This is a genomic window from Saccharothrix tamanrassetensis (assembly GCF_014203665.1).
GTDB classification, from domain to species: Bacteria; Actinomycetota; Actinomycetes; order Mycobacteriales; family Pseudonocardiaceae; genus Actinosynnema; species Actinosynnema tamanrassetense.
The window spans coordinates 178,995-203,247 of sequence record NZ_JACHJN010000013.1; the positions used below are offsets into that span (position 1 = coordinate 178,995).

Sequence of the window (24,253 nt, forward strand, 5' to 3'; positions counted from 1 at the left end):
CCGGCAAGCTCCAGCCGAAGGTGTCCAAGGGCGAGATCCTGGTGGCCAACGGCGACCTGCAGATGAACCTGGCCTCGATCCGGGACGTCAAGTCGGAGTTCGAGGTGTTCTTCCCGGCCGACGACAAGGGCGTGCGCTCCACGTTCGCCATCCCGTACTTCGCCGGGCTCGCCACGGGGGCGCCGCACGCGGAGAACGGCCGGAAGTTCCTGGACTTCCTGCTGTCCGCCGACGTGCAGAAGACGATCGCCTCGGACGCGTTGGGGCGGGCCACCCGGTCGGACGTGCCGGTCGAGGGGCGGATCTCCGAGCTGCTGGCGGGCGTCGAGCTGTGGCAGCCGGACTGGGCCGCCGTGGTCGCCACGCTGGACGCCGACATCGCCGCGTACACCAAGGCGGTCGGGCGATGACCCCAGCCGTCGAGCTGCGCGAGGTCGCCGTCCACTTCGGACGGACCGTCGCACTGCACGGGCTGGACCTGTCGGTGGCGCCGGGGGAGACCCTGGCGCTGCTCGGCCCGTCCGGCTCGGGCAAGTCGACCGCGTTGAAGGCGGTGGCCGGGTTCTTCCGGCCCACGGCCGGCCGGGTGCTGCTGGGCGGGCGGGACGTGACGGACCTGCCGCCGAACCGGCGCGGGCTCGGTGTCGTGGTGCAGAGCTACGCGCTGTTCCCGCACATGAAGGTGTCCGACAACGTGGCGTTCGGGCTGCGGGCACGGCGGACGCCGCGGCGGATCGTCGCCGAGCGGGTCGCGGAAGTGCTGTCGCTGGTGGGGATGTCCGGGTTCCGGGACCGGTATCCGCGCCAGCTCTCCGGCGGGCAGCAGCAGCGCGTCGCGATCGCGCGGGCGTTGGCGATCCGGCCGCCCGTGCTGCTGCTGGACGAGCCGTTGTCGGCGCTGGACGCGGCTCTGCGCGAGGAGATGGTGGCGGAGCTGCTCCGGTTGCGGTCGGAACTGCCCGACACCGCCATCGTCTACGTGACGCACGACCAGGGCGAGGTGCTGGCGCTGGCCGACCGGATCGCGGTCATGCGCGACGCCCGGCTGGTGGAGGTCGGGCCGACTTCCGCGCTCTACCACCGGCCCGCGGAGTCGTTCACGGCGTCGTTCCTGGGTGCGTCGAACCTGCTGCCGGTGGAGGTGGTGGACGCCGGCACGGTGCGGCTGGGTGAGCTGCGGCTGGCCGCGTCGTCCGCCGGGCTGCCGCCGGGCGAGCCCGTGGCGTTGGGCGTCCGGCCGCACCGGGTGGGGGTGCGGGAGTACTCGGGCGCCGGGTTGGCGGCCCGGCTGGTAGCGGTGCAGTGGCGGGGGACGGGCTTCCGGCTCGACCTGGAACTGGAGCTGGGGCACCGGCTGCGGGCGGAGGTGCCCGCGGTGGACGGGCTCTCGGTCGGCTCCCGGGTCGACGTGTCCATCCCGGACGCTTGCCCGCTGGTGCGGGTGGCGTGATGCGCCGGCTGCTGTGGCTGTTGCCGCCGGTCGCGGTGCTGGTGGTGTTCTTCGGGTATCCGCTCGCCTTGGTGCTGCACCAGTCGTTCGTCGGTGACGACGGGTTCGTCGGACTGGCGAACTGGGAGGCGGTGCTGGCGTCCGCCGAGTTCCGCAGGGCGTTGGTGCGGACGGCGTTGCTGGCCGTCGCGGCGACTGCCGGGTGCCTGGTGCTGGGAGTGTTCCTGGCGCTGGTGATCGCTTTCGCGCCGTTCCCGGGCGTACGGGCGATCTCGCGGCTGGTGGACGTGGTGCTCGCGTTCCCGTCGTTCCTGATCGCCTTGGCGTTCACGTTCCTGTACGGGAGTGCGGGGGTGTTGAACGCAGCCTTGGCCTCCGGGGCCTGTCTGACCCTGCTGCTGTGCATGAACGAGTTCGGGATCGTGCTGTTCGTCGGGGCGAAGGACGTCATCACGTCGCCGATGCTGGTCTACACGAAGGCGATCGTGACGTTCGACTACCCCGCGGCTTGCGTGGTCGCCGTGGTGAACGTGGTGTTCTCCGGTGCGCTGTACGCACTCCACCGCTGGGTGTTCGCGAAGGGGCGGGCCGTGCTGCTGTGGACGCGGCGTAGTCGCGCGGTCGCCATCGCGCTGTTCGCGGTGCTGTTCACGGTCGTGGTCGTCGCGCCGCTGGCGATGATCGTGCTGGCGTCCGTGGCCGGGTCGTGGAACGGGGTGCTGCCCTCGAACCTCACCGGGGAGCACTTGGCCTCGGCGGTGAGTGGTGACGCGGTGGCCAGTGCCGTCGTGAGCGCTCAGACGGCGGTCATCGCGGCGTTGACGGCCGTCGTGCTGGGGACGTGGCTGGCGTTGGGGCCGGCGAAGGCTCCTGCGGGGGTGCGGAGGGTCTTGGACGCGGCGGCGCACCTACCGCTGGCGGTGCCGTCGGTGGTGGTCGGGCTGGGGCTGCTGGTGGCGTTCAGCCGGTCGCCGTTGCTGCTCAACGGGACGCGGTGGATCGTTCTGGTCGCGCACCTGGTGATCCTCCTGCCGTTCACCTTCAGCGTCGTGTCGGCCGCGCAGCGCCGGGTCGACCCGTTGCCGGCGGCGGTGGCGGAGAGCCTCGGGGCGTCCGCGTTGCACGTGCTGTGGCGCGTGCGGGTGCCCGTGCTGCTGCCCGCGATGTCCGCGTCGGCGTCGCTGGGGCTGGCGCTGTCCATGGGCGAGGTGGGCGCGACGATCATGCTGTACCCGCCGGACTGGCGGACGCTGCCGGTGAGCGTGTTCGCGCTGACCGACCGGGGCCAGGTCTTCGCCGCGTCCGCTTCCACCGTGCTGCTGCTGGGCACCACCCTGGCGGGCCTGGTGGCGTTGGGCCTCGTTCGGCCCCGTGCCGCGGAACGTTAGCGAAGTGTTGCCTCGATAGCGCCCATTGGGAGGCGTCTTGTCCTGCCCTTGCGGAGGTACCGTTGGTGCCAGGGAAGTGAGTGCTCCTCACCCGCAACGGCGCGGGGGAAGCGGGGGGTGGGTCGTGACCTTCAAAGAGGAGTTCCTGGCGGAACTCGAAGACTGCCTGGGCGGCTACGGCGCGGTGCCGGTGTGCGACCCCGGCGCGCTCGCGCGGTTCATCGACTACGTGCGGCGATTGCCGGAGGACGATCTGAGGTTGCGCTGCCTGGCGGGTGTGGACCAGGGCTCCGGCTCGTTCTGGAACAACCCCGCTGTGTGGTGGGAGCAGGTTCCCCGGTTCGGGGTCGGTTCGCAGGACTGCTCGGGGCTGCTGGACCGGATGCTGGACGAGGCGATCAGCGACGAGATCGACGTGCTGGAGATGGAGATCCGGGAACTGCCCGGCTGAGGACCGCCCGAGGACGTCACCCGTGGTGCACCCGGGTCGCCGGATGCACCACGGGGTAAGTCGGTCGGGGTGCCGCTCAGACCGAGAGCAGTCGGTCGAAGAACGAGCGGTAGCGCCGCAGCGCCAGCCGCAGTTCCTCGGTGTCGGCCTGTCCGCCCTCCTGCCACTGCCCCTCCAGCGAGCGCTTGTGCTCGGAGAACGTGGTCGCCAGGCTCTGGATCACCTGCGCCACCAGCTCGTCCGCCCGCTGCACCGCGTCGCGCGGGTCGTCCACGAAGTCGGCCTGGAGAGCGCGCCACTCGACCTGGTAGCCGTCCGCCTCGTCGGAGGTGAACAGCGGTTCGTCGTCGGATCGCGGGGACTGGTCGGCCGACTGTGCGCTGCCCGTGCGGGCGTCGGCCGTCGGCGTGCCGGTCACCGGCTCGTCGGCGGTCGGTTGGTCGGCGGTCGGTTGGTCGGCGGTCGGTTCGTCGTACGTCCGGTCGTCGACTGCCGGCTCGTCGGTCCGGGGCGAGTCGGTGATCGTCTCGTCGGTGGACGCATCGCGGGTGCCGGTCTCGTAGACCGGTTCGTCGTCGTACCGGGCGTGCTCGCCGCCCGTCTGATCACGGTCGTGCCCGGCCGGGCCGTTGTCCAACGGCTCTCTGTCGTACCCGGTCTGGCCCTGGTCGTAGCCGGCCTGCGCGGTGGTGCGCTTCTCCGGCGACGCGAAGTCTTCGGTCGTGAGGCGTTCGTTCATCACCGCGCTCCTTCCGTGCGGTCACGACGGTCGGCGTGACGGTCGTCGGCGTGACGGTCGTCCGCGCCGGTCTTCAGGAGGTCTTCGAACAGCGTTCGGTAGTGCACCATCGCGGTCCTGAGGTCCTCGGTGGACGCCTCGCCCCGGTCCTGGCGCTCGGAGATGGTGTGCGCTTCGCGGTAGTGGTCGAGCGTCTGCGCGTGCTCCACGGAGAGCAGCGAAGCCTGTCGCTCGTACCCCTCGGTGGGGTAACCGCGTTCGGCCATCAGGTCGGTCACCAAGCGGTCCGCCTGGGTTACCGCGGTGGTCGGCGCATCGACGAACTGCTCCTGGATGCGGGTCCAGTTCCGCGCGTAGCTCTCCCGGGTACCGGGGGTCAGCGGACGCAGTTCGAGCTTCGAGTGCTCACGCTCGCGCTCGACCAGCTCACGCTCCGCTGCCATCCGATTGTCGTTGCGCTCCAAGGCCCGTTCGTACTCGGGGCCGAACTTCGTGCGCAACCTCTTGCGCTGCAAGAAGAATCGCAACAGCACGATCGCCGCCACGACGACCAGCACGACGACGATCACGCCGATGATGGTGCCGGTGGACATCTCTGCCTCCTAGGGCTTGGATGCCCACCGGGTTCCCTTGCAGCGCAGGGACAAACCTCCCCCAACCCCCTGGCGAACGCCACTCACACCCGATCACCCGCTCACCGGATCACAAACCGTCCCAACAATCCCACGCCTTCAACACCCCGCACCACGCATCCAACTCCCAACACCCACTACCACAACCCACCCACCACCCCAGCCGCGCGCAGCGCACACCCCTGCCTGCTGTGTGTCATCCCCGTATGGCCTGCGCGCAGCGAACCGCGCTTGTCTTGGGGGTGCAAGCACGCTCCACCGCTTGCACCCCCAAGACAAGGGTGGTTGTCTTCAGACCAGGCCGTACGGGGATGACACACAGCACCACGCCCGCAAAGCTCGAAGAGCTTTGCCCTCATCCTTGGTGGTCTGCCCGTCCGGCGAGGACTCTTTTCAGACTTGGTGCCGTGCGGATCTTTGTAACAAGAGCTTGAAAAACGACGCTCGCCGCTTGGCAGGCCTCCGGGGAGGAAAACGGAAGGGCGTCGTGTTCTCCCCGCATGACCTGGTCAACACCCACACGTCGCCATGACCACTTGACCCCACCCACCCTTGTCCTTGGGGCGCAAGCGAAAAGCGTGCTTGCGCCCCAAGGACAAGCGCGGTTCGCTGCGCGCAGGCCATACGGGGAGAACACGAAGGCACAGGTGTGTGCGGCGCGCACGGAGCGTTGAGCGGCAAGGGCTTCGCGACCGGGTGTCGCGGCTCGGGTATGCGGCTCGGGCCTGAGGTGGGGACAAGGGAAAGGCCGGGCAGGTGTGCTGCCCGGCCTTGGTTGCTCTCTTGCGGTCGTCGTTGCGGGTGCCCGGCTAGCGGCTGACCGCCTTGCGGTACTGACGGGTTGCCAGGGGTACGAAGACGGCCAGGAAGATGGCGACCCAGATCAGCGTCATCAGGACCGGGTGCCGGAGGGACCAGACGTCCGGGGGCGGGAACGCGGGGTTCGTGTTCCCGAACAGTTGTCGGGCCGCCTGGGTGACCGCCGAGACCGGGTTCCACTCGGCGAACGTCTTGAGGAAGCCGGGGAGCTTGCTCTCCTGGACGAAGGTGTTCGCGATGAACGTCAGCGGGAAGATGACGATGAAGCTGGCGTTGTTGAACACCTCCGGGCTGCGGACCATCAGGCCCACGATCGCCATGCCCCAGGACAGGGCGTAGGCGAACAGCAGGAGCAGCGCGAAGCCCGCCAGCGCCTCGAAGAACGACGAGTGGATGCGCCAACCGACGATGAGACCGGTCACCGACATCACGACGATGACGATGACGTTGTTCGCCAGGTCCGACGTCGTCCGGCCGATCAGCACCGCCGAGCGCGCCATCGGCAGCGAGCGGAAGCGGTCGATGACGCCCTTCTGGATGTCGTCGGCCAGGCCGCTGCCGGTGATGGTCGCGCCGAACACCACGGTCTGCGCGAAGATGCCCGCCATCAGGAACTCCCGGTAGTCCATACCGGGGATCTCGATCGAGCCGCCGAACACGTACGCGAACAGCAGCACGAACATGATCGGCGACAGCGTCGAGAAGACCAGCAGGTCCGGCACGCGCTTGATCTTGATCAGGTTGCGCTTGGCGACGACCGCGCCGTCACCGAGCGCCTGCACGATGGTGCTCATTCTCCCCGTTCCCCCTGCTTCTCCTCAGCCGCGTGTCCGGTCAGCGTGAGGAACACGTCGTCCAGCGTCGGCCTGCGCAGGCCGATGTCGAGCACCTTGATGGCTTCCGCGTCCAGTCGGCGGATGCCGTCCACCAGCACCTCCGCACCACCGGACACCGGCACGGTCAGCCGGTGCCCGCGTTCGTCCGCCACGATCTCCCCGATCGCCAGCGGCCCCAGTACCTCACGTGCCTTCGCCACGTCCTGCGCGGAGCCCAGGGACAGCTCCAGCCGTTCCCCGCCGACCTGCGCCTTGAGCTCGTCGGCCGTGCCCAGGGCGATGACCCGCCCGTGGTCGATGACCGCGATCTTGTCCGCCAGCCGGTCCGCCTCCTCCAGGTACTGCGTGGTGAGCAGCAGCGTGGTGCCGCCCGCCACGAGTTCCTCGATCACGTCCCACATGCCCAGCCGGCTGCGCGGGTCCAGCCCGGTGGTCGGCTCGTCCAGGAACAGCACGCTCGGCTTCGCCACCAGCGCGCCCGCCAGGTCGAGCCGCCGCCGCATACCGCCCGAGTACCCCTTCACCGGCCGGTCCGCCGCGTCGACGAGGTCGAACCGCTCCAGCAGTTCGCGCGCCCGTTCCCGGCTGCGCTGCTTGCCCAGGTGGTAGAGCCGGGCGACCATGTCCAGGTTCTCGAAGCCGGTCAGGTTCTCGTCGACCGCCGAGTACTGGCCGGACAGGCCGATCTTGCTGCGCAGTTGCTTGGCATCGGCCACGACGTCCAGCCCGGCTACCGTCGCCCGGCCCTTGTCGTGCTCCAGCAGAGTGGTGAGCACGCGCACCGTCGTCGTCTTGCCCGCGCCATTGGGACCGAGCAAGCCCATGACGGTGCCCTCCGGCACCACTAGGTCGAGGCCGTCGAGTGCGACCACCGACCCGTAGCGTTTGACCAGTCCTTCGGCCACGATTGCGTCTGCCATGCGGCCATGATGGACCTTGGGTACGACAATTTCGCGGGATATTTCACCCTGATGGTCCAAAGTTCACGTTGACCAGCGCAGATGGTGACCCTCTGGAGTCCGTGCGGTCCCTCGGCCGGCCCACGGCGGACGTGGGGAAGTTGCGCAGTGGATCAAATCGGTGTGCGCTGAACGGCGTGCTGATCCGCCGAGCTTCCACATCGGACCTTTCGATGATCCTGCCTTTGGTGCGGGAGTTCTACGCCGTCGACGGGCACGACTACGACGAGGCGCGACTGACGTCGGCCTTCGGCCCGCTGCTCGCCGACGACCGCTACGGCCAGGTGTGGCTGTTCGACACCGGCTACGCGGTGGTCACCTGGGGCTACTCATTGGAGTCCGGCGGGCGGGACGCCCTGCTGGACGAGTTCTTCGTGCGCAACCGCGGCGGCGGCGTGGGCGGCAAGGTCATCGCCGAGCTCGTGGAGGCCTGCCGGGAGGCGGGTGCGTTGCGGATGCTCCTGGAAACCGAGGCGCCCAACGACGCCGCGCGCCGCTTCTACCGGCGGCACGGCTTCGAGCCCGAGACGTCCACGTGGATGGGCCGGGACCTGTCAGGCCGGTAATAGTTCGCCGTTCCGCGGCAGGGGCGGTCGACACCGCCTCGCGCATCCCGCCGGCAGCACCACGCGCCGGCCCGTGCCGCCACCCGATGTCAGCAGCCGGATCTGCGAGATGTGGATGCCCGCCGACTGCGGTCGGGTAGGGGTGCTGGGATGGTGTTCCCCGGACCGGTGGGGCTGTGCTGCGTGGCGTGTGTCGCGAGTGCCCGGCCCGCGACCGCGCAGCCCCACCGGCAGGGCTCATGTTAATGGGTGGGTATGCACCTTATTAGCGCTCCAACGGGTGAACGGGAATCGGCGTGCCCGCCGACTAGGGTGTTCGCAGTTCTTTTCAGCGAGGAGCGATCCGAATGGCAGCTGTCCAAACCCGACGCAAGCGCAAGCTCGGGCAGTTCCTCAACGCGCTGCGCAAGCGCTCGGGCAAGACCGAGATCGACTACCACGCGCTGACCCGCAAGACCCAGTCGACGCTGTCGCGGATGGAGAACGGCTACATCAGTCCGAGTTGGACCGAGCTGGGCGCGTTGCTCGGCCTGTACGGCGCGACGGACGCCGAGCGGCGCGAGGCGGAAGCACTGTGGGAGGACGCGAAACAGGACAGCACCAGGTTGGCCAACGCCGCCGCGTACACGCCCGAGGCGCGCACCTACGCGCGTCAGGAGGCCGACGCGACGGAAGTGCGCACCATCGAGATGATCGTCATCCCCGGCCTGCTCCAGACCGCCGCGTACGCCTCCGCCGTGCGCTTGGCGGGCCAGCGTTTCCTGGACCCGTCGGTGCCGGTGGACCAAGCGGTCGCGGCACTGGCGAGCCGGCAGCGCCGGCTGCCCGGACTGCGGCTGCACGCGGTGATCGACGAAGCCGCGCTGCACCGGGTGGTGGGCGGACCGGAGGTGATGCAGGACCAGTTATCGCACCTGCTGGAGATGTCCAGGCAGACCAACATCGTCATTCAGGTGATCCCGTTCGGCGCGGGCGCTTACGGCACCATGTCCGGCGGCGGCGCGACCGCCCTCAGGTTCGACGAGGGCGATCCCTCCTCCGTGTACCTGGAGTACGCCGGTGGTGGCAAGTGGGTGGACAATCCCGCCGATGTCGAGAAGTACCTGCTTCACTTCGAGGACATGGCAGGCGAGGTCGCTCTGTCGCCCAAGGAGTCGGCTTCGCTGATCAGGAAACTGGCAACCGCACTGAAGGAAACATGAACACGAAGAAGACGTGGCGTAGAAGCTCGCATTCAGGCGCGGGGAACAACTGCGTGGAGCTGGCCGTCGGCCAGGCGGCCACCGCTGTTCGTGACAGCAAGCGTCCCGGCCCCGAACTGACCTTTGCGGACCGTCCATTCCGAGCGTTCCTCACCGCACTCCGGCAAACCTGACGACCACCTCCAACCCGCCGTCCGCCCGCGGAGTCGCGGTCACCGCGCCCCCGTGGGCGGCGGCTATGGCGCGCACAATGGACAGTCCGAGCCCGAGCCCGCGCTCACCGGTGGTCGTCCGCACCCGGTCGAGTCGGCGGAACGGGCGGAACAGCCCTTCGACCTCGTAGGGCCGGACCTCCGGACCGGTGTTGGCGACCACCAGCACCGAGTCCCGCGACCGCACCTCCAGCCAACCGCCCGCGTGGTTGTGCTTGACGGCGTTGTCGACGAGGTTGCGCACCAGCCGTTCCAGCAGCACCGGGTCGCCGGCGACGGTGGCGGGTTCGAGGTTCCGCAGTACCTCGACCCCCACCGCGTCGGCCCCGGACTGCCGGAGCACGTGCCGGCTGATCTCCGCCAGGTCGGTGGGGGTCCGCACGGTCAGCTCGGTCTCCGCGTCCGCCAGCGAGAGCAGGCCCTCGATCAGGCGTTCGTGACGGGCGTTCACCTCCAGCAGTTCCCCGCCCAGCTGCCGCGCGTCGGCGGAAGCCCCCGGCCGGGTGATCGACACCTCGATCAGGGCGCGTTTGACCGCCAGCGGCGTGCGCATCTCGTGCGAGGCGTCCGCGACGAACCGCCGCTGCCCGTCGAACGACCGGTCCAACCGGTCCAGCATCGCGTTGAACGTCGCCGCCAGCTCCGCCACCTCGTCCCGGGCCGCCTCGTCGCGGGGGATCCGCTCGTGCAGGCCCTGCCCGGCGGCGATGCGGCGCGCGGTCTCGGTGATCCGGTGCACGGGTTCCAGCGCGCGCCGGGCCATCACCCACCCGACCGCCACCGCGACCAGCCCGACGCACAGCAACGCGAGCGCGCCTCGGGTGAGCAGCGCGTCCAGCACCTCGCTCCGGTAGCGGGCCTTGGCCTGGCGGAGCACCTCCAGCACCTCGTCCGGTGACACGGAGCCGAGCCTGCGCCACTCGACCAGGTCGGGCAGGGCCTGCGCGCCGCCCTCCAGGCTCTGCCGCACCAGCACGTAGGTCACCCCGAGCAGCAGCGAGCCCGCGAGCGCGAACAGGCCCCCGTACAGCGCGGTGAGCCGCGCACGGACGCTCCACCGGCCGGTCACGGGATCCGGTATCCCACACCGGGCACGGTCTCGATCACCGGCGGCTCACCGAGCTTGCGGCGCAGTTTCATCACGGTCACCCGCAGCACGTTGGTGAACGGGTCGATGTGCTCGTCCCACACCTTCTCCAGCAGCATCTCGGCGGAGACCACCGTGCCCCGCGCCCGCACCAGTTCGGCCAGCACGCCGAACTCCTTGTTGGCCAGCGGGAGCGGCGCGCCGTCGCGGAACGCCGTGCGGCGGGCCGGGTCGACGTCGATGCCCGCCCGGCTCAGCACGGGCGGCGCGGCGGGGCGCGACCGGCGCAGCAGCGCGTGCACCCGCGCGGACAGCTCCACGAACGCGAACGGCTTGGGCAGGTAGTCGTCCGCGCCCAGCGCCAGACCCTCCACCCGGTCGCGCACGGCCGCGGCGGCGGTCAGCATCAGCACGCGCGTGTCGCCCCGCTCCACCACCACGCGGCACACTTCGTCGCCGTGCACGCGCGGGATGTCCCGGTCGAGCACCAGCACGTCGTAGTCGTTGGCCGCCAACCGTTCCAGCGCGGCCTCGCCGTCGTGCACGACATCGACGGCGATCGCCTCCCGGCGCAGCCACTCCACGATCGCGCGCGCCAGCACCTCCTCGTCCTCCACCACCAGAATGCGCATCCGGTCATGATCCGCCAAGGGGCCATAACGTCCGCATAAGCAGTCACGGTTACGCGCGGGTTATCCCGGTCCTGCTCGACTGTCCCCGACGGCGATCCCGAGGAGGGGACATGAGACGAGGAGTGATGGCGGCGGCGCTCGCGCTGCTGCTCGGCGCGTGCGGTTCCGGTGGTGATCCGGGCGGGTCCACGTCCGGGCCGGACACGGGCACGTCGGATGGACAGGGGGTGGAGTTCGCGAAGTGCATGCGGGACAACGGTGTCGACGTGCCCGACCAGGGCCCGGACGGGGGCAAGCTCGGCGCGCTCGCCGGAGCGGACCGGAGCAACCCGGCGTTCAAGGACGCGCTGGCCGCGTGCGAGGAGCACCTGCCCGGTGGCGGCGACCTGTCCACTTCGGACCCCGAGCGACTGGAGCGGCTGCGGGAGTTCGCGAAGTGCATGAGGGAGCACGGCGTCGACATGCCGGATCCCGACCCGAGCGGCGCGAAGCTCGGCGGCGCGGGCAAGCTCGACCGGGACAGCCCGGCGTTCAAGGCAGCGCTGGAGGCTTGCCAGGACAAGCTGCCGGAGCTGATCCGGTGAACCGGCGCGGACGGGTCCTGTGGAGCGCGGGTGCCCTGGTCGCACTCGGCGCGGGAGGTGTGGCGGCGGTCGGCTTCGGCGGCGGCACCCCGTCCCCGGCGACGGCGGCGAACCTGCCCCCGGCCACCGCGAAGGTCGCTTCGACCACGTTGACCAGCACGGAACGGGTGACCGGCACGCTGGGCCACGGCCCGGCGACACCGACGCCACCCGGCGGCGCCGGCACCGTGACGTGGCTGCCCGCGCCGGGCAGCGTGGTCGGTCGCGGTCAGCCGGTCTACCGGGTGGACGACCGCCCGGTGCCGCTGCTGTTCGGAGCCACCCCGGCGTACCGGGCGCTGACGTCGGGCGTGACCGGCGCGGACGTCCGGCAGCTGGAGGAGAACCTCCAGACGTTGGGGTACGGCGGTTTCACGGTCGACACGTCGTTCACCGCCGGCACCGCGACGGCGGTGCGCGAGTGGCAGGAGGCGTTGGGCGTGGCGGAGACGGGCACCGTGCAGGCCACCGACGTGGTCGTCGCACCGGGCGACATCCGGGTGGCCGAACTGAAGGCGCAGCCCGGCGCCAAGGCCGCCGGCGCGGTGTTGACCTACACCGGGACCACCAAGGTCGTCACCGTGCCGCTGGAGGTCGGCAAACAGCACCTGGTCGCACCCGGCGTGCCGGCGACCGTGGCGCTGCCCGGCGGGAAGCCGGTGCAGGGCGAGGTGGAGTCGGTGGGCACGGTGGCGACCACCGAACCGATCCAGCAGGGAGCCGGCCCGAAGACCACGGTGGACGTGGTGATCTCGGTCGCCGACCAGGCGAGTCTGGGGGACCTGGACTCCGCGCCGGTCGACGTGCTGCTGGTGTCGGGCCGCAAGGACGGCGTGCTGGCCGTGCCGGTGGGGGCGCTGGTGTCGATGGGGGAGGGCAGGTACGGCGTGCAGGTGGTGGAGTCCGGCACCACCCGGCAGGTCCAGGTGGAGACCGGTCTGTTCGCCGACGGTCAGGTGGAGGTCGGCGGCGCCGGCATCGCCGAGGGCGTCGAGGTCGGAGTGCCCCGGTGAACGTGGTGGAGCTGCGCGGGGTGTCCCGCGAGTACCAGGGCGTGGCCGCGTTGCGCGACGTGTCGCTGAGCATCGGGCACGGCGAACTGGTCGGCATCGTCGGGCCTTCGGGCTCCGGCAAGTCGACGATGCTGAACCTCATCGGCACGTTGGACAGACCCACCAGCGGTTCGGTCCACGTGGACGGCCACGACGTGGGTTCGCTGTCCGACCGGCGTCTGTCCGCGCTGCGTGCCGGTGTGGTGGGGTTCGTGTTCCAGCAGTTCCACCTCGCCGCGGGCGTGTCCGTAGTGGACAACGTGGCGGACGGACTGCTGTACAGCGGAGTTCCGCAAGCCGAACGCCGCCGTCGGGCGGTCGAGACGCTGGAAGTGGTCGGCCTCGGCCACCGGCTCGCGCACCGGCCGCACGAGCTGTCCGGCGGCGAGCGGCAACGCGTGGCCGTCGCACGGGCCGTGGTCGGCAACCCCGCCCTCCTGCTGGCCGACGAGCCGACCGGCAACCTGGACTCGCGTTCCGGCGGCGATGTGCTGGCGCTGCTGCGTTCCCTGCACGAGGACGGGACGACGGTCGTGATCATCACGCACGACCGGGAGCTGGCGGCCGGCCTGCCGCGTCGGGTGGACGTGCGCGACGGGCGGGTGGTCGGCGATGGCTGAGCTGCGCCCCGTCCCGCTGAATCCCGCCCCGCTGAGTCCCGCCCCGCTGAGTCCCGCCCCGCTGAGTCCCGACCGGCTGAGTCCCGACCGGCTGAGTCCTGCCCGGTTGAGCCCGATCGACGTGCTGCGGGTCGGCGGAGCGGGCTTGCGGGCCCGGCCGACCCGGGTGGTGCTGTCGGCGCTGGGGATCGCGATCGGGATCGCCGCGATGGTGTCCGTCGTCGGGATCTCCACCTCCAGCCGGGAGGACCTGAACCGGCAGCTGTCCGCGCTGGGCACCAACCTGTTGACGGTCGGCCCCGGCCAGACCCTGTTCGGCGAGCAGACCCACCTGCCCGCCGAGTCGGTCGGCATGATCGGCCGGATGGAGCCGGTCACCGGCACCACCGCCACCGGCAAGGTGGTGGACGCCAGGGTGTACCGCAACGACCACGTCCCGGCCACCCAGTCCGGCGGCATCGCGGTGCTCGCCACCCGCACCGACCTGCCCGCCACGGTGGGCGTGACCGTGGCGCGCGGCGCGTTCCTCAACGACGCGACGGCGCGCTACCCGGCCGTGGTGCTGGGTGCGAAGTCCGCCGAACGGCTGGGCGTGACCGCGCCCGGTGAACCGGTCTACCTGGGCGGCGACTGGTTCACCGTGGTGGGCGTGCTCGGCCCGGCACCGCTGGCCCCCGAACTCGACACGGCCGCACTGGTCGGCTGGCCGGTGGCGCAACGGGAACTCGGCTTCGACGGCCACCCGACCACGGTTTACGCGCGGGCCAGGGAGGACGCGGTGCACACCGTGCAGACCCGGCTCGCCGCCACCGCCAACCCGGAACACCCGGACGAGGTGAAGGTGTCCCGCCCGTCCGACGTGCTGGCCGCCAAGCAGGCCACCGACGCCACGCTCAACGCCCTGCTGCTCGGCCTGGGCGCGGTGGCGTTGCTGGTCGGCGGGGTGGGCGTGGCGAACACGATGGTGATCTCGGTGCTGGAACGGCGGGCCGAGATCGGGCTGCGCCGGGCGCTCGGCGCGACCAGGGGCCAGGTGCGGGCGCAGTTCCTGGCCGAGTCCCTGCTGCTGTCCGGTCTCGGCGGGGTGGGCGGCGCGGTGCTGGGCGTCCTGGTGACCGGCGGCTACGCCACGTACCAGGGCTGGCCGTCCGTGGTGCCGGTGTGGGCGACCGCGGGCGGGGTGGTGGCGACCATGGCGATCGGCGTGGTGGCCGGGCTCTACCCGGCGGTGCGGGCGAGCCGGCTGGCGCCGACCGAGGCGCTGGCGACTCCGTAGCTCCCGGGTTCCGCGCACGAGTGCCGGCGCGAAGGAGTTCCACGTGCACCACGCCGGGCTCGCTTCGGCGGAGCGGTCGAACGCACTACGGCAGGCGGTGGAGGGCACCCGGGCGCACCTTCACCTGAACGGGTAACTGTCAAAAGAGCCGGGCAACCCGTTGTCCGCGTGGCTCCGTCCTGTTCACATGAGAAGCCTAGGAACCGCGATCGGTGCCGGTGCGCTGCTGCTCGTGCTGACCGGCTGCGCTTCGACCCAGCCCTCGGTCGACGCGGGCAGCAGCGGCGGTCCGACGCTGACCACCGCACCCTCGTCCACGCCCGCCTCCTCGGAGGACCCGGAGTTCGAGAGCCCCGTGCCGCCGGGTGCCAAGGAAGTGCCCAAGTCCAAGCTCGACGCGTCCGCGCTGCCCGAGGGCACGCCGCGGACGGTGTGGACCGAGGGCGACGGCAGCACGTTGGGGCTGGTCGGTCAGGAAGGCGGCTGCGGCAAGGCGAGCGTGGAGATCGCCGAGCAGACCGCGCAGGCCGTGAAGGTCGTCCTGGTCGAGACCACGCCGAAGGACGCGGAGGTCTGCACCATGGACATCCGCTACCCGCCGTTGACCGCGAAGCTGGACGCACCGCTGGGCGAGCGCTCGGTGTCGCTGACCATGCGGCAGGACCAGAAGTAGACGTTTCCTCCCTCCCCCTGGTGCCCGGTCGGCCTGCCCCGTCGGCCGGGCACCGCCCTGTGCAACCGGAGGGCGTGGAAGTACCGTCCTACCGCTATGAGGAACGTCAAGGTCGCGGTGGTCCTCGCGGCGTTCGCGGTAGCCGGGTGCAGCGGCGGCGGGTCGTCCTCGCCCCCGCCGTCTTCCCCTTCGTCCCCGCCGTCCCCGACGGTGACGCTCTCCTCGACGCCGTCGACAACGTTGTCACCCACAGGGACGTTCACCGAGCCGCCTCCGCAGTCGAGCGCCCCGCCGTTGCCCGGCCCGATCGCCGTCCCACCGGAGCGGATCGACGCCAACACGCTGTCGGACGTCTACAAGCGCGAGGCGTCGGTGGCGGCCGACGGCCGGACGGTCCAGGTGTTCAGCCTCGCCGGCGGGTGCAAGCGGGCGTCGGCCGAGGTGGAGGCCCAGTCGGCGGACCAGGTGCTGATCACGCTGGTGACGACGTACTACCCGCCCAACGGCGGCGCGTGCACGGAGGAGCTGTCCCTCGTGCCGGTGAACGTGGTGCTGGACGCGCCGCTGGGGGACCGCCGGATCGTGCTGGAGGCGCGCGAGCGCACAGCTTGATCCATCCCACGATCGGGTGATCTAGCATCGCGCGATGCCGATCCCCGCCGAGCTGCGCCTGGATGATCCCCGGTTCTGGGCGATGTACTTCTTCGAGTCCGACGACGATTACCTGGACGAGGAGGAGGTCGTCGTCTGCTTCCCGGTGGGCGCCGGCCACTCCGTCGAACTGTCCGTCAGCGACGGGTACTTCGACGTCGGCGTCCGGCCGCCCGGTGCGGAGGAGGCGGTGAGCGTCGGCTGGGACGACGAGGCCCACTTCCACCCGCACCTGTTCCGGTGGGATGAGCTGGACCTGGTGTGCCGGGCGGCGGCGCTGGTCGACCCGTCGCTGCGGCACCCCGGACCCGCCTTGGCGCTGCTCGGGCGGTTCCTGGTGATCAGCGGGTACGACGACGTGGACGTGATCGGCGGGATGCTGCACGCGGCGTTCACCGGGCTGCGGCCGGGTGGGGCGGCCGGGTTCTGGCCGGAGGCGCGCAAGCACGGCGTGGAGCGCTCCGACTTCCGGCGGGAGGGCGTCGTGTGGCACCGGGACGTCGACGGGAACCACCGCGTCGGCAAGGACGTGACGAACTCCGACGGCGCCGGCCCGCACAGCACGCGGGTGGTGGTGGACGGGGAGTCCGGCTTCCCGTGGACCGACTGGAGGTCGATGCTGGACCAGGCCGAACGGACGCTGGCGGCAGCGGTCGACCCGCGGTGGTTCGCCGACATCGCGGTCGCCAGGCTGCTGGACCGCGCGGTGGCCGACCGGGACCTGACCGCCGCGCCCGAGCTGGGCCGGGCGCTGGTGGACGCGGGCTGCGGCAACCTCGTCGTGCTCGGCGGCCTGACCGAACCGGTCCACCCGGCCGAGACCTGGTGGGTGCTGGAACTGCTCAGCACCGCCCCGCGCGGCGCACTGCTCAGGGGCCTGGCCCCCGCCACCGACGCCCGTTCCTGGTGGCCCACCCCCTGACCAGCCAGGACACCGGAACTGTCGGTGGCCCGTGGGACAATGGATGTCGGGGGCTGGAGGCAACCCCCCCGACCCCGACATCCGACCCGGAATCCAGCTCGCGAGATCGAGCCCGTGACATCGGGCTTGCGGAATCGAACGTGCGAAATCGGGCCCGCGACGTCCGGTCCGCGACACGAGCCCGCGACATTCCGGCCCGCGACATGGAGCCCTCAGGCGCGGAAAGCGCTCTGCCCGACTACCGCGGCGAACGGTCCGCCGCCGCTACTTCCGGAAGCTGATCTGCAAGGTGGGCGCGGAGGTCTCGGCGAAGAAGTCGTTGCCCTTGTCGTCCACCACGACGAACGCCGGGAAGTCCTCCACCTCGATCCGCCACACCGCTTCCATCCCCAGCTCCGGGTACTCCAGCACCTCCACCTTGCGGATGCAGTCCTGCGCCAGCCGAGCCGCCGGCCCGCCGATCGACCCGAGGTAGAAACCGCCGTGCGCCCGGCAGGCGTCGGTCACCTGCTTCGACCGGTTGCCCTTGGCCAGCATCACCATCGACCCGCCGGCCGCCTGGAACTGCGCCACGTACGAGTCCATCCGGCCCGCCGTCGTCGGCCCGAACGATCCCGACGCGTACCCCTCCGGCGTCTTGGCCGGCCCGGCGTAGTACACCGGGTGGTCCTTCAGGTACTGCGGCATCGGCTCGCCCGCGTCCAGCCGCTCCTTGATCTTCGCGTGCGCGATGTCGCGGGCCACCACCAGCGGGCCGGTCAACGAGACCCGGGTCTTCACCGGCAGCTTGGACAGCGTCTCGCGGATCTCGGTCATCGGCCTGGTCAGGTCGATGCGAACGACCTCGTCGGACAGGTCCTCGCCGTGCACGTCGGGCAGGAAGTGCGCCGGGTCGCGTTCCAGCTGCTCCAGGAAGACGCCCTCGGGGGTGATCTTCGCCTTCGCCTGCCGGTCGGCCGAGCACGACACCGCGATCCCGACCGGGCAGGACGCGCCGTGGCGGGGCAGCCGGATCACGCGCACGTCGTGGCAGAAGTACTTGCCGCCGAACTGCGCGCCGATGCCGAAGTTCCGGGTCAGCTCCAGGACCTGCTGCTCCAGGTCGACGTCCCGGAACGCGTGCCCCAGCGTCGAACCCGCGGTCGGCAGGCCGTCCAGGTACCGGGCGGACGCCAGCTTCGCGACCTTCAGGTTCTGCTCGGCGGACAGGCCGCCCACCACCACCGCCAGGTGGTACGGCGGGCACGCGGCCGTGCCCAGCGAGCGCAGCTTCTCGTCCAGGAACCTCGCCAGCCGCGACGGGTTCAGCAGCGCCTTGGTCTCCTGGTACAGGAACGTCTTGTTGGCCGACCCGCCGCCCTTGGCCATGAACAGGAACTCGTACTTCGGTTCCGTGCCGGGCGCGGCGAACAGGTCGATCTGCGCGGGCAGGTTGGTGCCGGTGTTCTTCTCGTCCCAGAAGCTGACCGGTGCCATCTGCGAGTAGCGCAGGTTCAGCTCCTGGTAGGCCTCGAAGATGCCGCGGGACAGCGCTTCCTCGTCGGTGCCACCGGTCAGCACGGACTCGGTGCGCTTGCCCATGACGATCGCCGTGCCGGTGTCCTGGCACATCGGCAGCACGCCGCCGGCCGAGATGCACGCGTTGCGCAGCAGGTCCATGGCGACGAAGCGGTCGTTGCCGCTGGCTTCGGGGTCGTCCACGATCGCGCGCAGCTGCGCCAGGTGCGAGGGCCGCAGCAGGTGCTGGATGTCCCGGATCGCCTCCTTGGCGAGCAGGGTCAACGTGGCCGGCTCGACCTGGAGGAACTTCCGGCCGGCGGCCTCGACCACGGACACGCCGTCCGGCGTGACCAGCCGGTACTCGGTGTGGTTGTCCTTGGCCAGCGGCAGGACGTCGGTGTGCTGGAAAGCGGTGGCCAGAGGCAGTGGCACAGGTGCGGGCACGTCGCGGGCTCCCTTGCGCGCGTTCGGGTTCCGACGAACCTATACCGCGCGGTCCTGTGTGGTGTGACCGCCGCGGTGTGATTCGCGTCGTGGTCGACGGCGCGGGAACCGGTGGGGGAGGGGTGGAAACGCGGAAGGCCGGGCCGGCCCCCGACCGCCCCGACCTTCCTCAGCGTGCGACAACCTCCACGAAATGGGGTGGAGGGGGTTGTCGCAAAGCTCGTGTAACACGCGACCGTGCCGTGAGCCGGGACACAAGTCAACCCGGCCGAACGGGTGATGCGAGGTCAGCTGGCATAGGCGCGCAGCTTGGCGGCCCGTTCGCCTTGGCGCAGCTTGGACATCACTTCGCGCTCGATCTGCCGGACCCGCTCGCGGGACAGGCCGAACTGCTTGCCGATCTGGTCCAGGGTGCGCGGCTGACCGTCCTCCAGGCCGTACCGCAGCCGGATCACGGCCTGCTCGCGCGGCTCCAGGGTGGCCAGCACGCGGCGCAGGTCGTCCTGGAGCAGGCCGGAGATCACCGCGCTCTCCGCGTCGGTGGCGTCGGAGTCCTCGATGAAGTCGCCCAGCGGGGCGTCCTCCTCGGTGCCGACCGGCATGTCCAGGCTCACCGGGTCACGCGCGTGGTCGAGCAGGTCGGAGATCTTGTCCGGCGACAAGCCGGACTCCCGCGCCAACTCGTCGTGCGTCGCTTCACGGCCCAGCTGCTGGTGCAGGTCGCGCTTGATCCGCGCCAGCTTGTTCACCTGCTCGACCAGGTGGACGGGAAGTCGGATGGTGCGACCTTGATCCGCCATTCCGCGGGTGATCGCCTGCCGGATCCACCACGTCGCGTAGGTCGAGAACTTGAAGCCCTTGGTGTAGTCGAACTTCTCGACCGCGCGGATCAAGCCCAGGTTGCCTTCCTGGATGAGATCCAACAGCGGCATTCCACGGCCGGTGTATCGCTTCGCCAGCGAAACGACCAACCGCAGATTCGCTTCGAGAAGGTGGTTCTTTGCCACGTGGCCGTCGCGCACCAGCGCGCGCAGTTCGTCCCGGCGCGTCGTGGGCAGTCCGGCACCCGTCTCGAGCATGTGCTGAGCGAAGACCCCCGCCTCGATCCGCTTCGCGAGTTCCACTTCTTCGGCCGCGGTGAGCAGCGCTGTCTTGCCGATGCCGTTCAGGTAGACCCGAACCAGGTCGGCGGCCGGTCCCTGGGCGTCGAGGTCCAACTCGGCGCTCGTGGTGGTCGTCTCGTTCCCGACCTCGCGGTCGAGGACCTTCGGGACGGTCATGGAGCTTCCCTCCCCCTTGTCGCGGGCTGGCAGTGCGGTCACGCATCCCGCGCTGCGCTGCGCGGCGTCGCCTTTCGGCCCCTGTCACTGGGGGAAACGTCGACCGGATCGAAATGGTTCCCGTGTCCCCGCTCTGGAGACGTCACTGCGGTCACAGCGGTTGCGCCGCGAATCCTGAGGATTACCTGAGAAGGATCTAGAGTTCGACCAGCACGGTGAACGGGCCGTCGTTCGCACTCCGCACGGACATCGTCGCGCCGAACCGCCCGGCTTCCACTCGCGCGCCCTTCCGGCGCAGTTCCCGCACCACCGCATCGACCAACGGCTCGGCGTGCTCGGGGCGGGCGGCGGCCGTCCACGACGGCCGCCGGCCCTTCCTCGTCTCCCCGTAGAGCGTGAACTGGCTCACCACGAGCAGGGGTGCTCCGGTGGTCGCGCAGGACTCCTCGTCCCGCAGGATCCGCAGTTCGTGCAGCTTGCGGGCCATCAGCGCCGCCTTGTCCGCCGTGTCGTCCACGTGGATGCCAAGCAGCACAAGGAGTCCCGCCTCCTCGATCGCCCCGACGCGCGCGCCGTCCACTGTGACCTCTGCCTCTGTGACACGTGCCACAACGGCTCTCATGCCGGCACCACCATGCCGTGCTTGACCAGCTCCCGCACCACCGGCAGCGCAGCCAGCGCGAGGTCGTCGGCGTCCAGGTCGTGGGCGTACGCGAGGAGGGTGACCAGGTCCTCCAACGGCAACGCGCCCCGGAAGCCCGCGAGCAGCTTCGCGGCGGTCTCGTCCAGCTCGTGCTGCCAGCCGGGGCCGTCGGTGCGGTGCAGGCGGCGCACGACCGCCTCCCAACCCTCCTCCGTCGGCGCGGACACCTCTTCCAGCACCACGGTTCCCGGCACGGTGAAACGGGTCCGCAAGAGCTGGTCGTCGTCGTGCTCGCGCAGCCACCGCACGCGGTCCAGCCACGCCGCCGACTCCGGGCCCAGCGGGTCGTCGTAAGCGTGGCGCAGGTCCTCGCACACCACCTCGGGGTGGGCGACGTCGGTGCGGCGCAAGGTGACGAACCCGAACCCGATGCCTTCGACCTCGTTCTCGGCGAACCAGTCCAGCCACGCGTTCGCCTTCGCCCGCCCTTCGTCCGACCTCGGGTCCACGCCCGCGTCCCGCAGCCACGTGCCCACGTACAGCGTCGGATCGGCCACGTCCCGCTGCACGAACCAGGCGTCCACACCCTTCGGCAGCCACCCGGACACCCGGTCCGCCCAGTCCTCGCCCTTGCGGTGCAGCCAGGACGCCAGCAGCTGGCCGACGCCGCCCTCGTTCAGGAACGCGGGCAGTTGGCGCACCACCAACGCGCTCGCGTCGTCACCGCCGAGCCCCGAGTCGCGGTAGACGTAGTCCACGCGCGGCGGACCCACCACGAACGGCGGGTTGCACACCACCTGGTCGAACTTCCGGTTGCGCAGCGGCGCGAACCACTCGCCCTGCCGCAGTTCCACGTCGACCTCGTTGAGCCGGAACGTCCCCTGCGCGAGCCGCAACGCCCGCTCGGACAGGTCGGTGGCGGTGATCCGCTGCGCGTGCCGGGCGGCGTGCAAGGCCTGGACGCCGCACCCGGTGCCGAGGTCCAGCAACGTCTCCACCGGACGCCGGGAGGTGGCCCGCGCCAGGCTGATCGACGCGTGCCCGACCCCCAGCACGTGATCGGCCGGCACCGGTCCGCCGCGCTGGTCGGAGTCCAGGTCCGCGACCACCCACCACGAGCCGTCATCGTCGCCGTACGGGCGGATGTCCAGCCCCGCCCGGAGCTCGTCCCCGGCGCGGGCCAGCACCTGCGCCTCCAGCGCCTGCCCGACGTCCAGGCCGCGCAGGGCCCTGGTCACGTCGGCCACGTCCTCGGCGTCACCGAGCAGGAACAGCCGGATCAGCGTGCCCAGCTCGCCCGCGTCCCGCGTGACCCGCCGGGCGGCCTCCGGCTCACCACGGCCCAGCGCGGCGTGCGCCTGCGGGCCGAGCAGGTCCACCACCCCGTCGGCGTCGTACCCGGCGTTCAGGAATGCCCCGCGCAGCCGCGCGGTCAGCTCAGTCGAAAGATCAGGAAGCACAGCCAATCCTCCCGCGCCGGCACGTCGACCGCCTGCGCGGGTGGTCAGTCCCGGTGCGCGCCCACGGCCAACGCGATCGCCATCGCCAGCCGCTGGTCCGGGTCGTCCAACGGCAGCGCGGTGACCTCGGCCATCTTCTGCATCCGGTACCGCAGCGTGTTCGGGTGCACGGACAGCGCCTTGGCGGCCTCCCGCGCGTCCCCCTGCGCGGCCAGCCAAGCCTGGAGCGTCGTCGCGTACTGGGTGCCGAAGTCCCGGTCGTGCCGCACGAGATCGGCCACCGGCCCACGCGCGGGCAGCCGCCCCGACTTCGCGACCGTCGCCAGCCTGCGCAGCAACACCTTCGCCCACGCCTGGTCGTAGACCACGGGCTCACCGGACGACAGCGCGAGGCATTCGTCGGCCTCGTCACGGGACGCGCGCAACTGCGACGCGTCCGCCCGCCCGCCGATCCCCGCGTCCACCACGGCCTCGGCGGGCAGCTCGCGCGTCAACGCCCTCACCCAGTCGACCGCGTTCGCAGGGTCCTCGCCGCACGGCAGCACCGTGTAGAGGACGTTGCCGAACAGCGCACTGCGCCCAGGCCTTGACCAGCCGAAACCCGCCGTGGCGCGTTCGAACGCCAACAGCGCCGCCCCGTGCTCGCCCTCACCCGCGTGCGCCTGCACCGCGATCACCCGCAGATCGGTCGCGGGCAGCCCCAACCTGGTCAGGTTCCCCGGCACGCCCTCGTCCAGCAGGCTGATCACCAGATCGGCCTCGGCCTGGCGTTCCAGATCGGCACTGGCCCGAGCCCGCAGCAGGTGCAGGGCGGCGGTGCGCGCACCATCCTGGAGCGCCGCGTGCAGGGCCGCGCCCACGTCGGCGTCCACCTCCACCCACACCGAGCCCAGCAGCTCCCGCCCCGCCCGGACCGCCGCCACCAGCCGTCCCCCGAGCCGGTCGGTGAGCTTGGGCACGAACATCGGCTCGTCGCTGCGCGCCAGGTGGGTGAACACGCCGTAGTCGTCCAGCGCCTGCCGCGCCTCCTCGGGCACCCGGCGCCCGAGGATGGTCTGCACCCGGACCGGGTCGACGCCCTGCTGCCGGTAGGAGTAGGCCAGCACCCGCGACTGCTGGTCCTCGATCGTCACCGGGCCACCCACCACCGCCGCGATGGCGTCGGCCACCGCGAACAGGTCGCCCGAGCCTTTCCGCTGCCCGCTCAGCACCAGGGTCTGGGCCACGTTCGCCAACTGCCCCCACGGGACCGACGGGTCGACCAGCAGCACCGCGGCCCCCGACCGCTTCGCCGCCGCGACCACCCGTTCGTCCAGCGGCGGCGCGCCGTGCAGCACCACGGCCGCCGCGTTCGTGCCGCCGACCAGCCGTGCCGCCGCGGCGGGGGAGGGGACGCCGAGACCGAGCAGCACGTCGTCCGGCGCGACGGTCGTCGGCTCGGTCGGGTCGTGCAGGGCGACACCCCGCAACTGCACGTCCCGGCCCCGTGGCGCGCAACTCAGGTGCGTGCCGAGACTCCCGAGCACGTCCACCAGGCGATCAAGGGCCACCACGGTCGGATCGTACGGTCAGTCGGGGTCGGGCGCGGTCAGGTAGCGACTGATGGTGGGACCGAGCCACGCGGCGATGGCGTCGTGCGACAGGCCCACCACCGGCGGCAGCGCCAGCACGTACCGGGACAGCGCCAGCCCCACCATCTGCGTCGCGACCAGTCCCGCGCGCACCGGTCCGGCCCCTTCGGGCGCGAGCCGGGCCGCCACCGGCCCCAACTGCTCGGCGAACAGCGCCCGCATCCGTTCGGCGGCGGCCTCGTGGCTGACGGCGGCGCGCAGCAGCGCGCGCAGGGTGTCGTCCTGTTCCCACCGTTCGACGAAGTGCCGGACGAGCCCCGGTCCGGGATCGGCTTCGTCCACGACCTCCGGTATCCGGAGGTCGATCGCCGCCGCCGCCGCGAAGAGCTTCTCCTTGCTGCCGAAGTACCGCATCACCATGGCCGGGTCGATGCCGGCTTCGGTGGCGACCGCCCTGATCGTGGCGCGTTCGTAGCCGTCGGAGGCGAACCGCTCGCGAGCGGCGAGCAGGATCGCGGCTTTCGTGTCCTCGGCGGAACGGCGGGCCATGCCCGCAACTGTAGGA

26 protein-coding genes are annotated in these 24,253 nt (G+C 71.1%); 14 read left to right on the plus strand and 12 right to left on the minus strand.

What is annotated here, in order from left to right; translation table 11 throughout:
- Positions 1 to 20 precede the first annotated feature (20 nt).
- From FHS29_RS37300 to FHS29_RS32545, 4 genes are all read left to right on the plus strand, one after another.
- Positions 21 to 410, plus strand: coding sequence for a type 2 periplasmic-binding domain-containing protein (locus FHS29_RS37300; protein ID WP_312865197.1), 390 nt, complete (start codon positions 21 to 23; stop codon positions 408 to 410).
- The gene (locus tag FHS29_RS32535; protein WP_184697634.1) at positions 407 to 1,450 is read left to right on the plus strand and encodes an ABC transporter ATP-binding protein; all 1,044 of its coding nucleotides are present in this window, start codon (positions 407 to 409) and stop codon (positions 1,448 to 1,450) included. Before FHS29_RS37300 ends, FHS29_RS32535 begins: the two co-directional genes overlap by 4 nt.
- Positions 1,450 to 2,838 (plus strand): ABC transporter permease, encoded by a 1,389-nt coding sequence (locus FHS29_RS38355; RefSeq protein ID WP_312865198.1) that lies wholly within the window; start codon positions 1,450 to 1,452, stop codon positions 2,836 to 2,838. The genes FHS29_RS32535 and FHS29_RS38355 overlap by 1 nt, the downstream gene beginning before the upstream one ends.
- A gap of 124 nt (positions 2,839 to 2,962) precedes the next feature.
- The gene (locus FHS29_RS32545) at positions 2,963 to 3,289 is read left to right on the plus strand and encodes a hypothetical protein (RefSeq protein WP_184697637.1); all 327 of its coding nucleotides are present in this window, start codon (positions 2,963 to 2,965) and stop codon (positions 3,287 to 3,289) included.
- A gap of 76 nt (positions 3,290 to 3,365) precedes the next feature.
- On the opposite strand, the gene FHS29_RS32550 is transcribed toward FHS29_RS32545, so the two are convergent.
- The 4 genes from FHS29_RS32550 to FHS29_RS32565 form a co-directional block, all read right to left on the minus strand.
- Positions 3,366 to 4,028 (minus strand): hypothetical protein, encoded by a 663-nt coding sequence (locus FHS29_RS32550; RefSeq protein ID WP_221456961.1) that lies wholly within the window; start codon positions 4,026 to 4,028, stop codon positions 3,366 to 3,368.
- Entirely contained in the window at positions 4,028 to 4,621 is a 594-nt protein-coding gene (locus tag FHS29_RS32555) for a hypothetical protein (RefSeq protein WP_184697640.1), read from the minus strand. The genes FHS29_RS32550 and FHS29_RS32555 overlap by 1 nt, the downstream gene beginning before the upstream one ends.
- An 848-nt stretch (positions 4,622 to 5,469) precedes the next feature.
- Entirely contained in the window at positions 5,470 to 6,273 is an 804-nt protein-coding gene (locus tag FHS29_RS32560) for an ABC transporter permease (protein ID WP_184697643.1), read from the minus strand.
- Positions 6,270 to 7,235 (minus strand): ATP-binding cassette domain-containing protein, encoded by a 966-nt coding sequence (locus FHS29_RS32565; protein WP_184697646.1) that lies wholly within the window; start codon positions 7,233 to 7,235, stop codon positions 6,270 to 6,272. The genes FHS29_RS32560 and FHS29_RS32565 overlap by 4 nt, the downstream gene beginning before the upstream one ends.
- A 212-nt stretch (positions 7,236 to 7,447) precedes the next feature.
- Here FHS29_RS32565 and FHS29_RS32570 point away from each other — a divergent pair, with 212 nt between their 5' ends.
- The 3 genes from FHS29_RS32570 to FHS29_RS32580 all read left to right on the plus strand — a co-directional run bounded on the left by FHS29_RS32570 (position 7,448) and on the right by FHS29_RS32580 (position 9,215).
- The gene (locus tag FHS29_RS32570; RefSeq protein ID WP_184697649.1) at positions 7,448 to 7,840 is read left to right on the plus strand and encodes a GNAT family N-acetyltransferase; all 393 of its coding nucleotides are present in this window, start codon (positions 7,448 to 7,450) and stop codon (positions 7,838 to 7,840) included.
- A 347-nt stretch (positions 7,841 to 8,187) separates the two neighbouring features.
- The gene (locus tag FHS29_RS32575; RefSeq protein ID WP_184697651.1) at positions 8,188 to 9,042 is read left to right on the plus strand and encodes a helix-turn-helix domain-containing protein; all 855 of its coding nucleotides are present in this window, start codon (positions 8,188 to 8,190) and stop codon (positions 9,040 to 9,042) included.
- The gene (locus FHS29_RS32580; protein ID WP_184697654.1) at positions 9,039 to 9,215 is read left to right on the plus strand and encodes a DUF397 domain-containing protein; all 177 of its coding nucleotides are present in this window, start codon (positions 9,039 to 9,041) and stop codon (positions 9,213 to 9,215) included. The genes FHS29_RS32575 and FHS29_RS32580 overlap by 4 nt, the downstream gene beginning before the upstream one ends.
- On the opposite strand, the gene FHS29_RS32585 is transcribed toward FHS29_RS32580, so the two are convergent.
- Entirely contained in the window at positions 9,193 to 10,323 is a 1,131-nt protein-coding gene (locus FHS29_RS32585) for a sensor histidine kinase (protein ID WP_184697657.1), read from the minus strand. The genes FHS29_RS32580 and FHS29_RS32585 overlap by 23 nt on opposite strands.
- Entirely contained in the window at positions 10,320 to 10,973 is a 654-nt protein-coding gene (locus FHS29_RS32590; RefSeq protein ID WP_184697660.1) for a response regulator transcription factor, read from the minus strand. Before FHS29_RS32590 ends, FHS29_RS32585 begins: the two co-directional genes overlap by 4 nt.
- Positions 10,974 to 11,083: 110 nt before the next feature.
- Here FHS29_RS32590 and FHS29_RS32595 point away from each other — a divergent pair, with 110 nt between their 5' ends.
- From FHS29_RS32595 to FHS29_RS32625, 7 genes are all read left to right on the plus strand, one after another.
- On the plus strand, positions 11,084 to 11,557 hold the full coding sequence (locus FHS29_RS32595) for a hypothetical protein (protein ID WP_184697663.1): 474 nt from the start codon (positions 11,084 to 11,086) through the stop codon (positions 11,555 to 11,557).
- Positions 11,554 to 12,609, plus strand: coding sequence for a peptidoglycan-binding protein (locus FHS29_RS37305; RefSeq protein ID WP_184697666.1), 1,056 nt, complete (start codon positions 11,554 to 11,556; stop codon positions 12,607 to 12,609). The genes FHS29_RS32595 and FHS29_RS37305 overlap by 4 nt, the downstream gene beginning before the upstream one ends.
- Complete coding sequence (locus tag FHS29_RS32605; RefSeq protein ID WP_376774493.1) at positions 12,606 to 13,268, plus strand: ABC transporter ATP-binding protein; 663 nt, start codon at positions 12,606 to 12,608, stop codon at positions 13,266 to 13,268. The genes FHS29_RS37305 and FHS29_RS32605 overlap by 4 nt, the downstream gene beginning before the upstream one ends.
- A complete protein-coding gene (locus tag FHS29_RS32610; RefSeq protein WP_184697668.1) occupies positions 13,261 to 14,544 on the plus strand; it encodes an ABC transporter permease in 1,284 nt (427 codons plus the stop codon). The genes FHS29_RS32605 and FHS29_RS32610 overlap by 8 nt, the downstream gene beginning before the upstream one ends.
- A gap of 187 nt (positions 14,545 to 14,731) precedes the next feature.
- Positions 14,732 to 15,217: a hypothetical protein gene (locus FHS29_RS32615; RefSeq protein ID WP_184697671.1), complete on the plus strand. Its 486-nt coding sequence runs from the start codon at positions 14,732 to 14,734 to the stop codon at positions 15,215 to 15,217.
- Positions 15,218 to 15,313: 96 nt separating this feature from the next.
- Positions 15,314 to 15,829, plus strand: a complete 516-nt coding sequence (locus FHS29_RS32620; RefSeq protein ID WP_184697674.1) for a hypothetical protein — start codon at positions 15,314 to 15,316, stop codon at positions 15,827 to 15,829.
- Positions 15,830 to 15,863: 34 nt separating this feature from the next.
- Positions 15,864 to 16,790, plus strand: coding sequence for a hypothetical protein (locus FHS29_RS32625; RefSeq protein ID WP_184697677.1), 927 nt, complete (start codon positions 15,864 to 15,866; stop codon positions 16,788 to 16,790).
- A 264-nt stretch (positions 16,791 to 17,054) separates the two neighbouring features.
- Here FHS29_RS32625 and FHS29_RS32630 read toward each other — a convergent pair whose 3' ends face one another.
- From FHS29_RS32630 to FHS29_RS32655, 6 genes are all read right to left on the minus strand, one after another.
- Entirely contained in the window at positions 17,055 to 18,734 is a 1,680-nt protein-coding gene (locus tag FHS29_RS32630; RefSeq protein ID WP_312865199.1) for a fumarate hydratase, read from the minus strand.
- 287 nt (positions 18,735 to 19,021) lie between these two features.
- Entirely contained in the window at positions 19,022 to 20,014 is a 993-nt protein-coding gene (locus tag FHS29_RS32635) for a sigma-70 family RNA polymerase sigma factor (RefSeq protein ID WP_184697680.1), read from the minus strand.
- Between the two features lie 196 nt (positions 20,015 to 20,210).
- Positions 20,211 to 20,636: a D-aminoacyl-tRNA deacylase gene (gene dtd / locus FHS29_RS32640; protein WP_184697683.1), complete on the minus strand. Its 426-nt coding sequence runs from the start codon at positions 20,634 to 20,636 to the stop codon at positions 20,211 to 20,213.
- Positions 20,633 to 22,117, minus strand: a complete 1,485-nt coding sequence (locus tag FHS29_RS32645) for a DUF7782 domain-containing protein (protein ID WP_184697686.1) — start codon at positions 22,115 to 22,117, stop codon at positions 20,633 to 20,635. The genes dtd and FHS29_RS32645 overlap by 4 nt, the downstream gene beginning before the upstream one ends.
- 44 nt (positions 22,118 to 22,161) lie before the next feature.
- Positions 22,162 to 23,670: a PucR family transcriptional regulator gene (locus FHS29_RS32650; RefSeq protein ID WP_184697689.1), complete on the minus strand. Its 1,509-nt coding sequence runs from the start codon at positions 23,668 to 23,670 to the stop codon at positions 22,162 to 22,164.
- Positions 23,671 to 23,685: 15 nt separating this feature from the next.
- Positions 23,686 to 24,237, minus strand: a complete 552-nt coding sequence (locus FHS29_RS32655) for a TetR/AcrR family transcriptional regulator (RefSeq protein WP_184697692.1) — start codon at positions 24,235 to 24,237, stop codon at positions 23,686 to 23,688.
- Positions 24,238 to 24,253: the final 16 nt, after the last annotated feature.

Excerpts from the sequence above, each read along its gene's own strand:
- FHS29_RS32535 (WP_184697634.1), top strand. The coding sequence starts at position 407 with ATGACCCCAGCCGTCGAGCTGCGCGAGGTCGCCGTCCACTTCGGACGG.
- FHS29_RS38355 (WP_312865198.1), top strand. The coding sequence starts at position 1,450 with ATGCGCCGGCTGCTGTGGCTGTTGCCGCCGGTCGCGGTGCTGGTGGTG.
- FHS29_RS32550 (WP_221456961.1), bottom strand. The coding sequence starts at position 4,028 with ATGAACGAACGCCTCACGACCGAAGACTTCGCGTCGCCGGAGAAGCGC.
- FHS29_RS32555 (WP_184697640.1), bottom strand. The coding sequence starts at position 4,621 with ATGTCCACCGGCACCATCATCGGCGTGATCGTCGTCGTGCTGGTCGTC.
- FHS29_RS32560 (WP_184697643.1), bottom strand. The coding sequence starts at position 6,273 with ATGAGCACCATCGTGCAGGCGCTCGGTGACGGCGCGGTCGTCGCCAAG.
- FHS29_RS32565 (WP_184697646.1), bottom strand. The coding sequence starts at position 7,235 with ATGGCAGACGCAATCGTGGCCGAAGGACTGGTCAAACGCTACGGGTCG.
- FHS29_RS32570 (WP_184697649.1), top strand. The coding sequence starts at position 7,448 with ATGATCCTGCCTTTGGTGCGGGAGTTCTACGCCGTCGACGGGCACGAC.
- FHS29_RS32575 (WP_184697651.1), top strand. The coding sequence starts at position 8,188 with ATGGCAGCTGTCCAAACCCGACGCAAGCGCAAGCTCGGGCAGTTCCTC.
- FHS29_RS32580 (WP_184697654.1), top strand. The coding sequence starts at position 9,039 with ATGAACACGAAGAAGACGTGGCGTAGAAGCTCGCATTCAGGCGCGGGG.
- FHS29_RS32590 (WP_184697660.1), bottom strand. The coding sequence starts at position 10,973 with ATGCGCATTCTGGTGGTGGAGGACGAGGAGGTGCTGGCGCGCGCGATC.
- FHS29_RS32595 (WP_184697663.1), top strand. The coding sequence starts at position 11,084 with ATGAGACGAGGAGTGATGGCGGCGGCGCTCGCGCTGCTGCTCGGCGCG.
- FHS29_RS32610 (WP_184697668.1), top strand. The coding sequence starts at position 13,261 with ATGGCTGAGCTGCGCCCCGTCCCGCTGAATCCCGCCCCGCTGAGTCCC.
- FHS29_RS32615 (WP_184697671.1), top strand. The coding sequence starts at position 14,732 with ATGAGAAGCCTAGGAACCGCGATCGGTGCCGGTGCGCTGCTGCTCGTG.
- FHS29_RS32620 (WP_184697674.1), top strand. The coding sequence starts at position 15,314 with ATGAGGAACGTCAAGGTCGCGGTGGTCCTCGCGGCGTTCGCGGTAGCC.
- FHS29_RS32625 (WP_184697677.1), top strand. The coding sequence starts at position 15,864 with ATGCCGATCCCCGCCGAGCTGCGCCTGGATGATCCCCGGTTCTGGGCG.
- FHS29_RS32635 (WP_184697680.1), bottom strand. The coding sequence starts at position 20,014 with ATGACCGTCCCGAAGGTCCTCGACCGCGAGGTCGGGAACGAGACGACC.
- dtd (WP_184697683.1), bottom strand. The coding sequence starts at position 20,636 with ATGAGAGCCGTTGTGGCACGTGTCACAGAGGCAGAGGTCACAGTGGAC.
- FHS29_RS32655 (WP_184697692.1), bottom strand. The coding sequence starts at position 24,237 with ATGGCCCGCCGTTCCGCCGAGGACACGAAAGCCGCGATCCTGCTCGCC.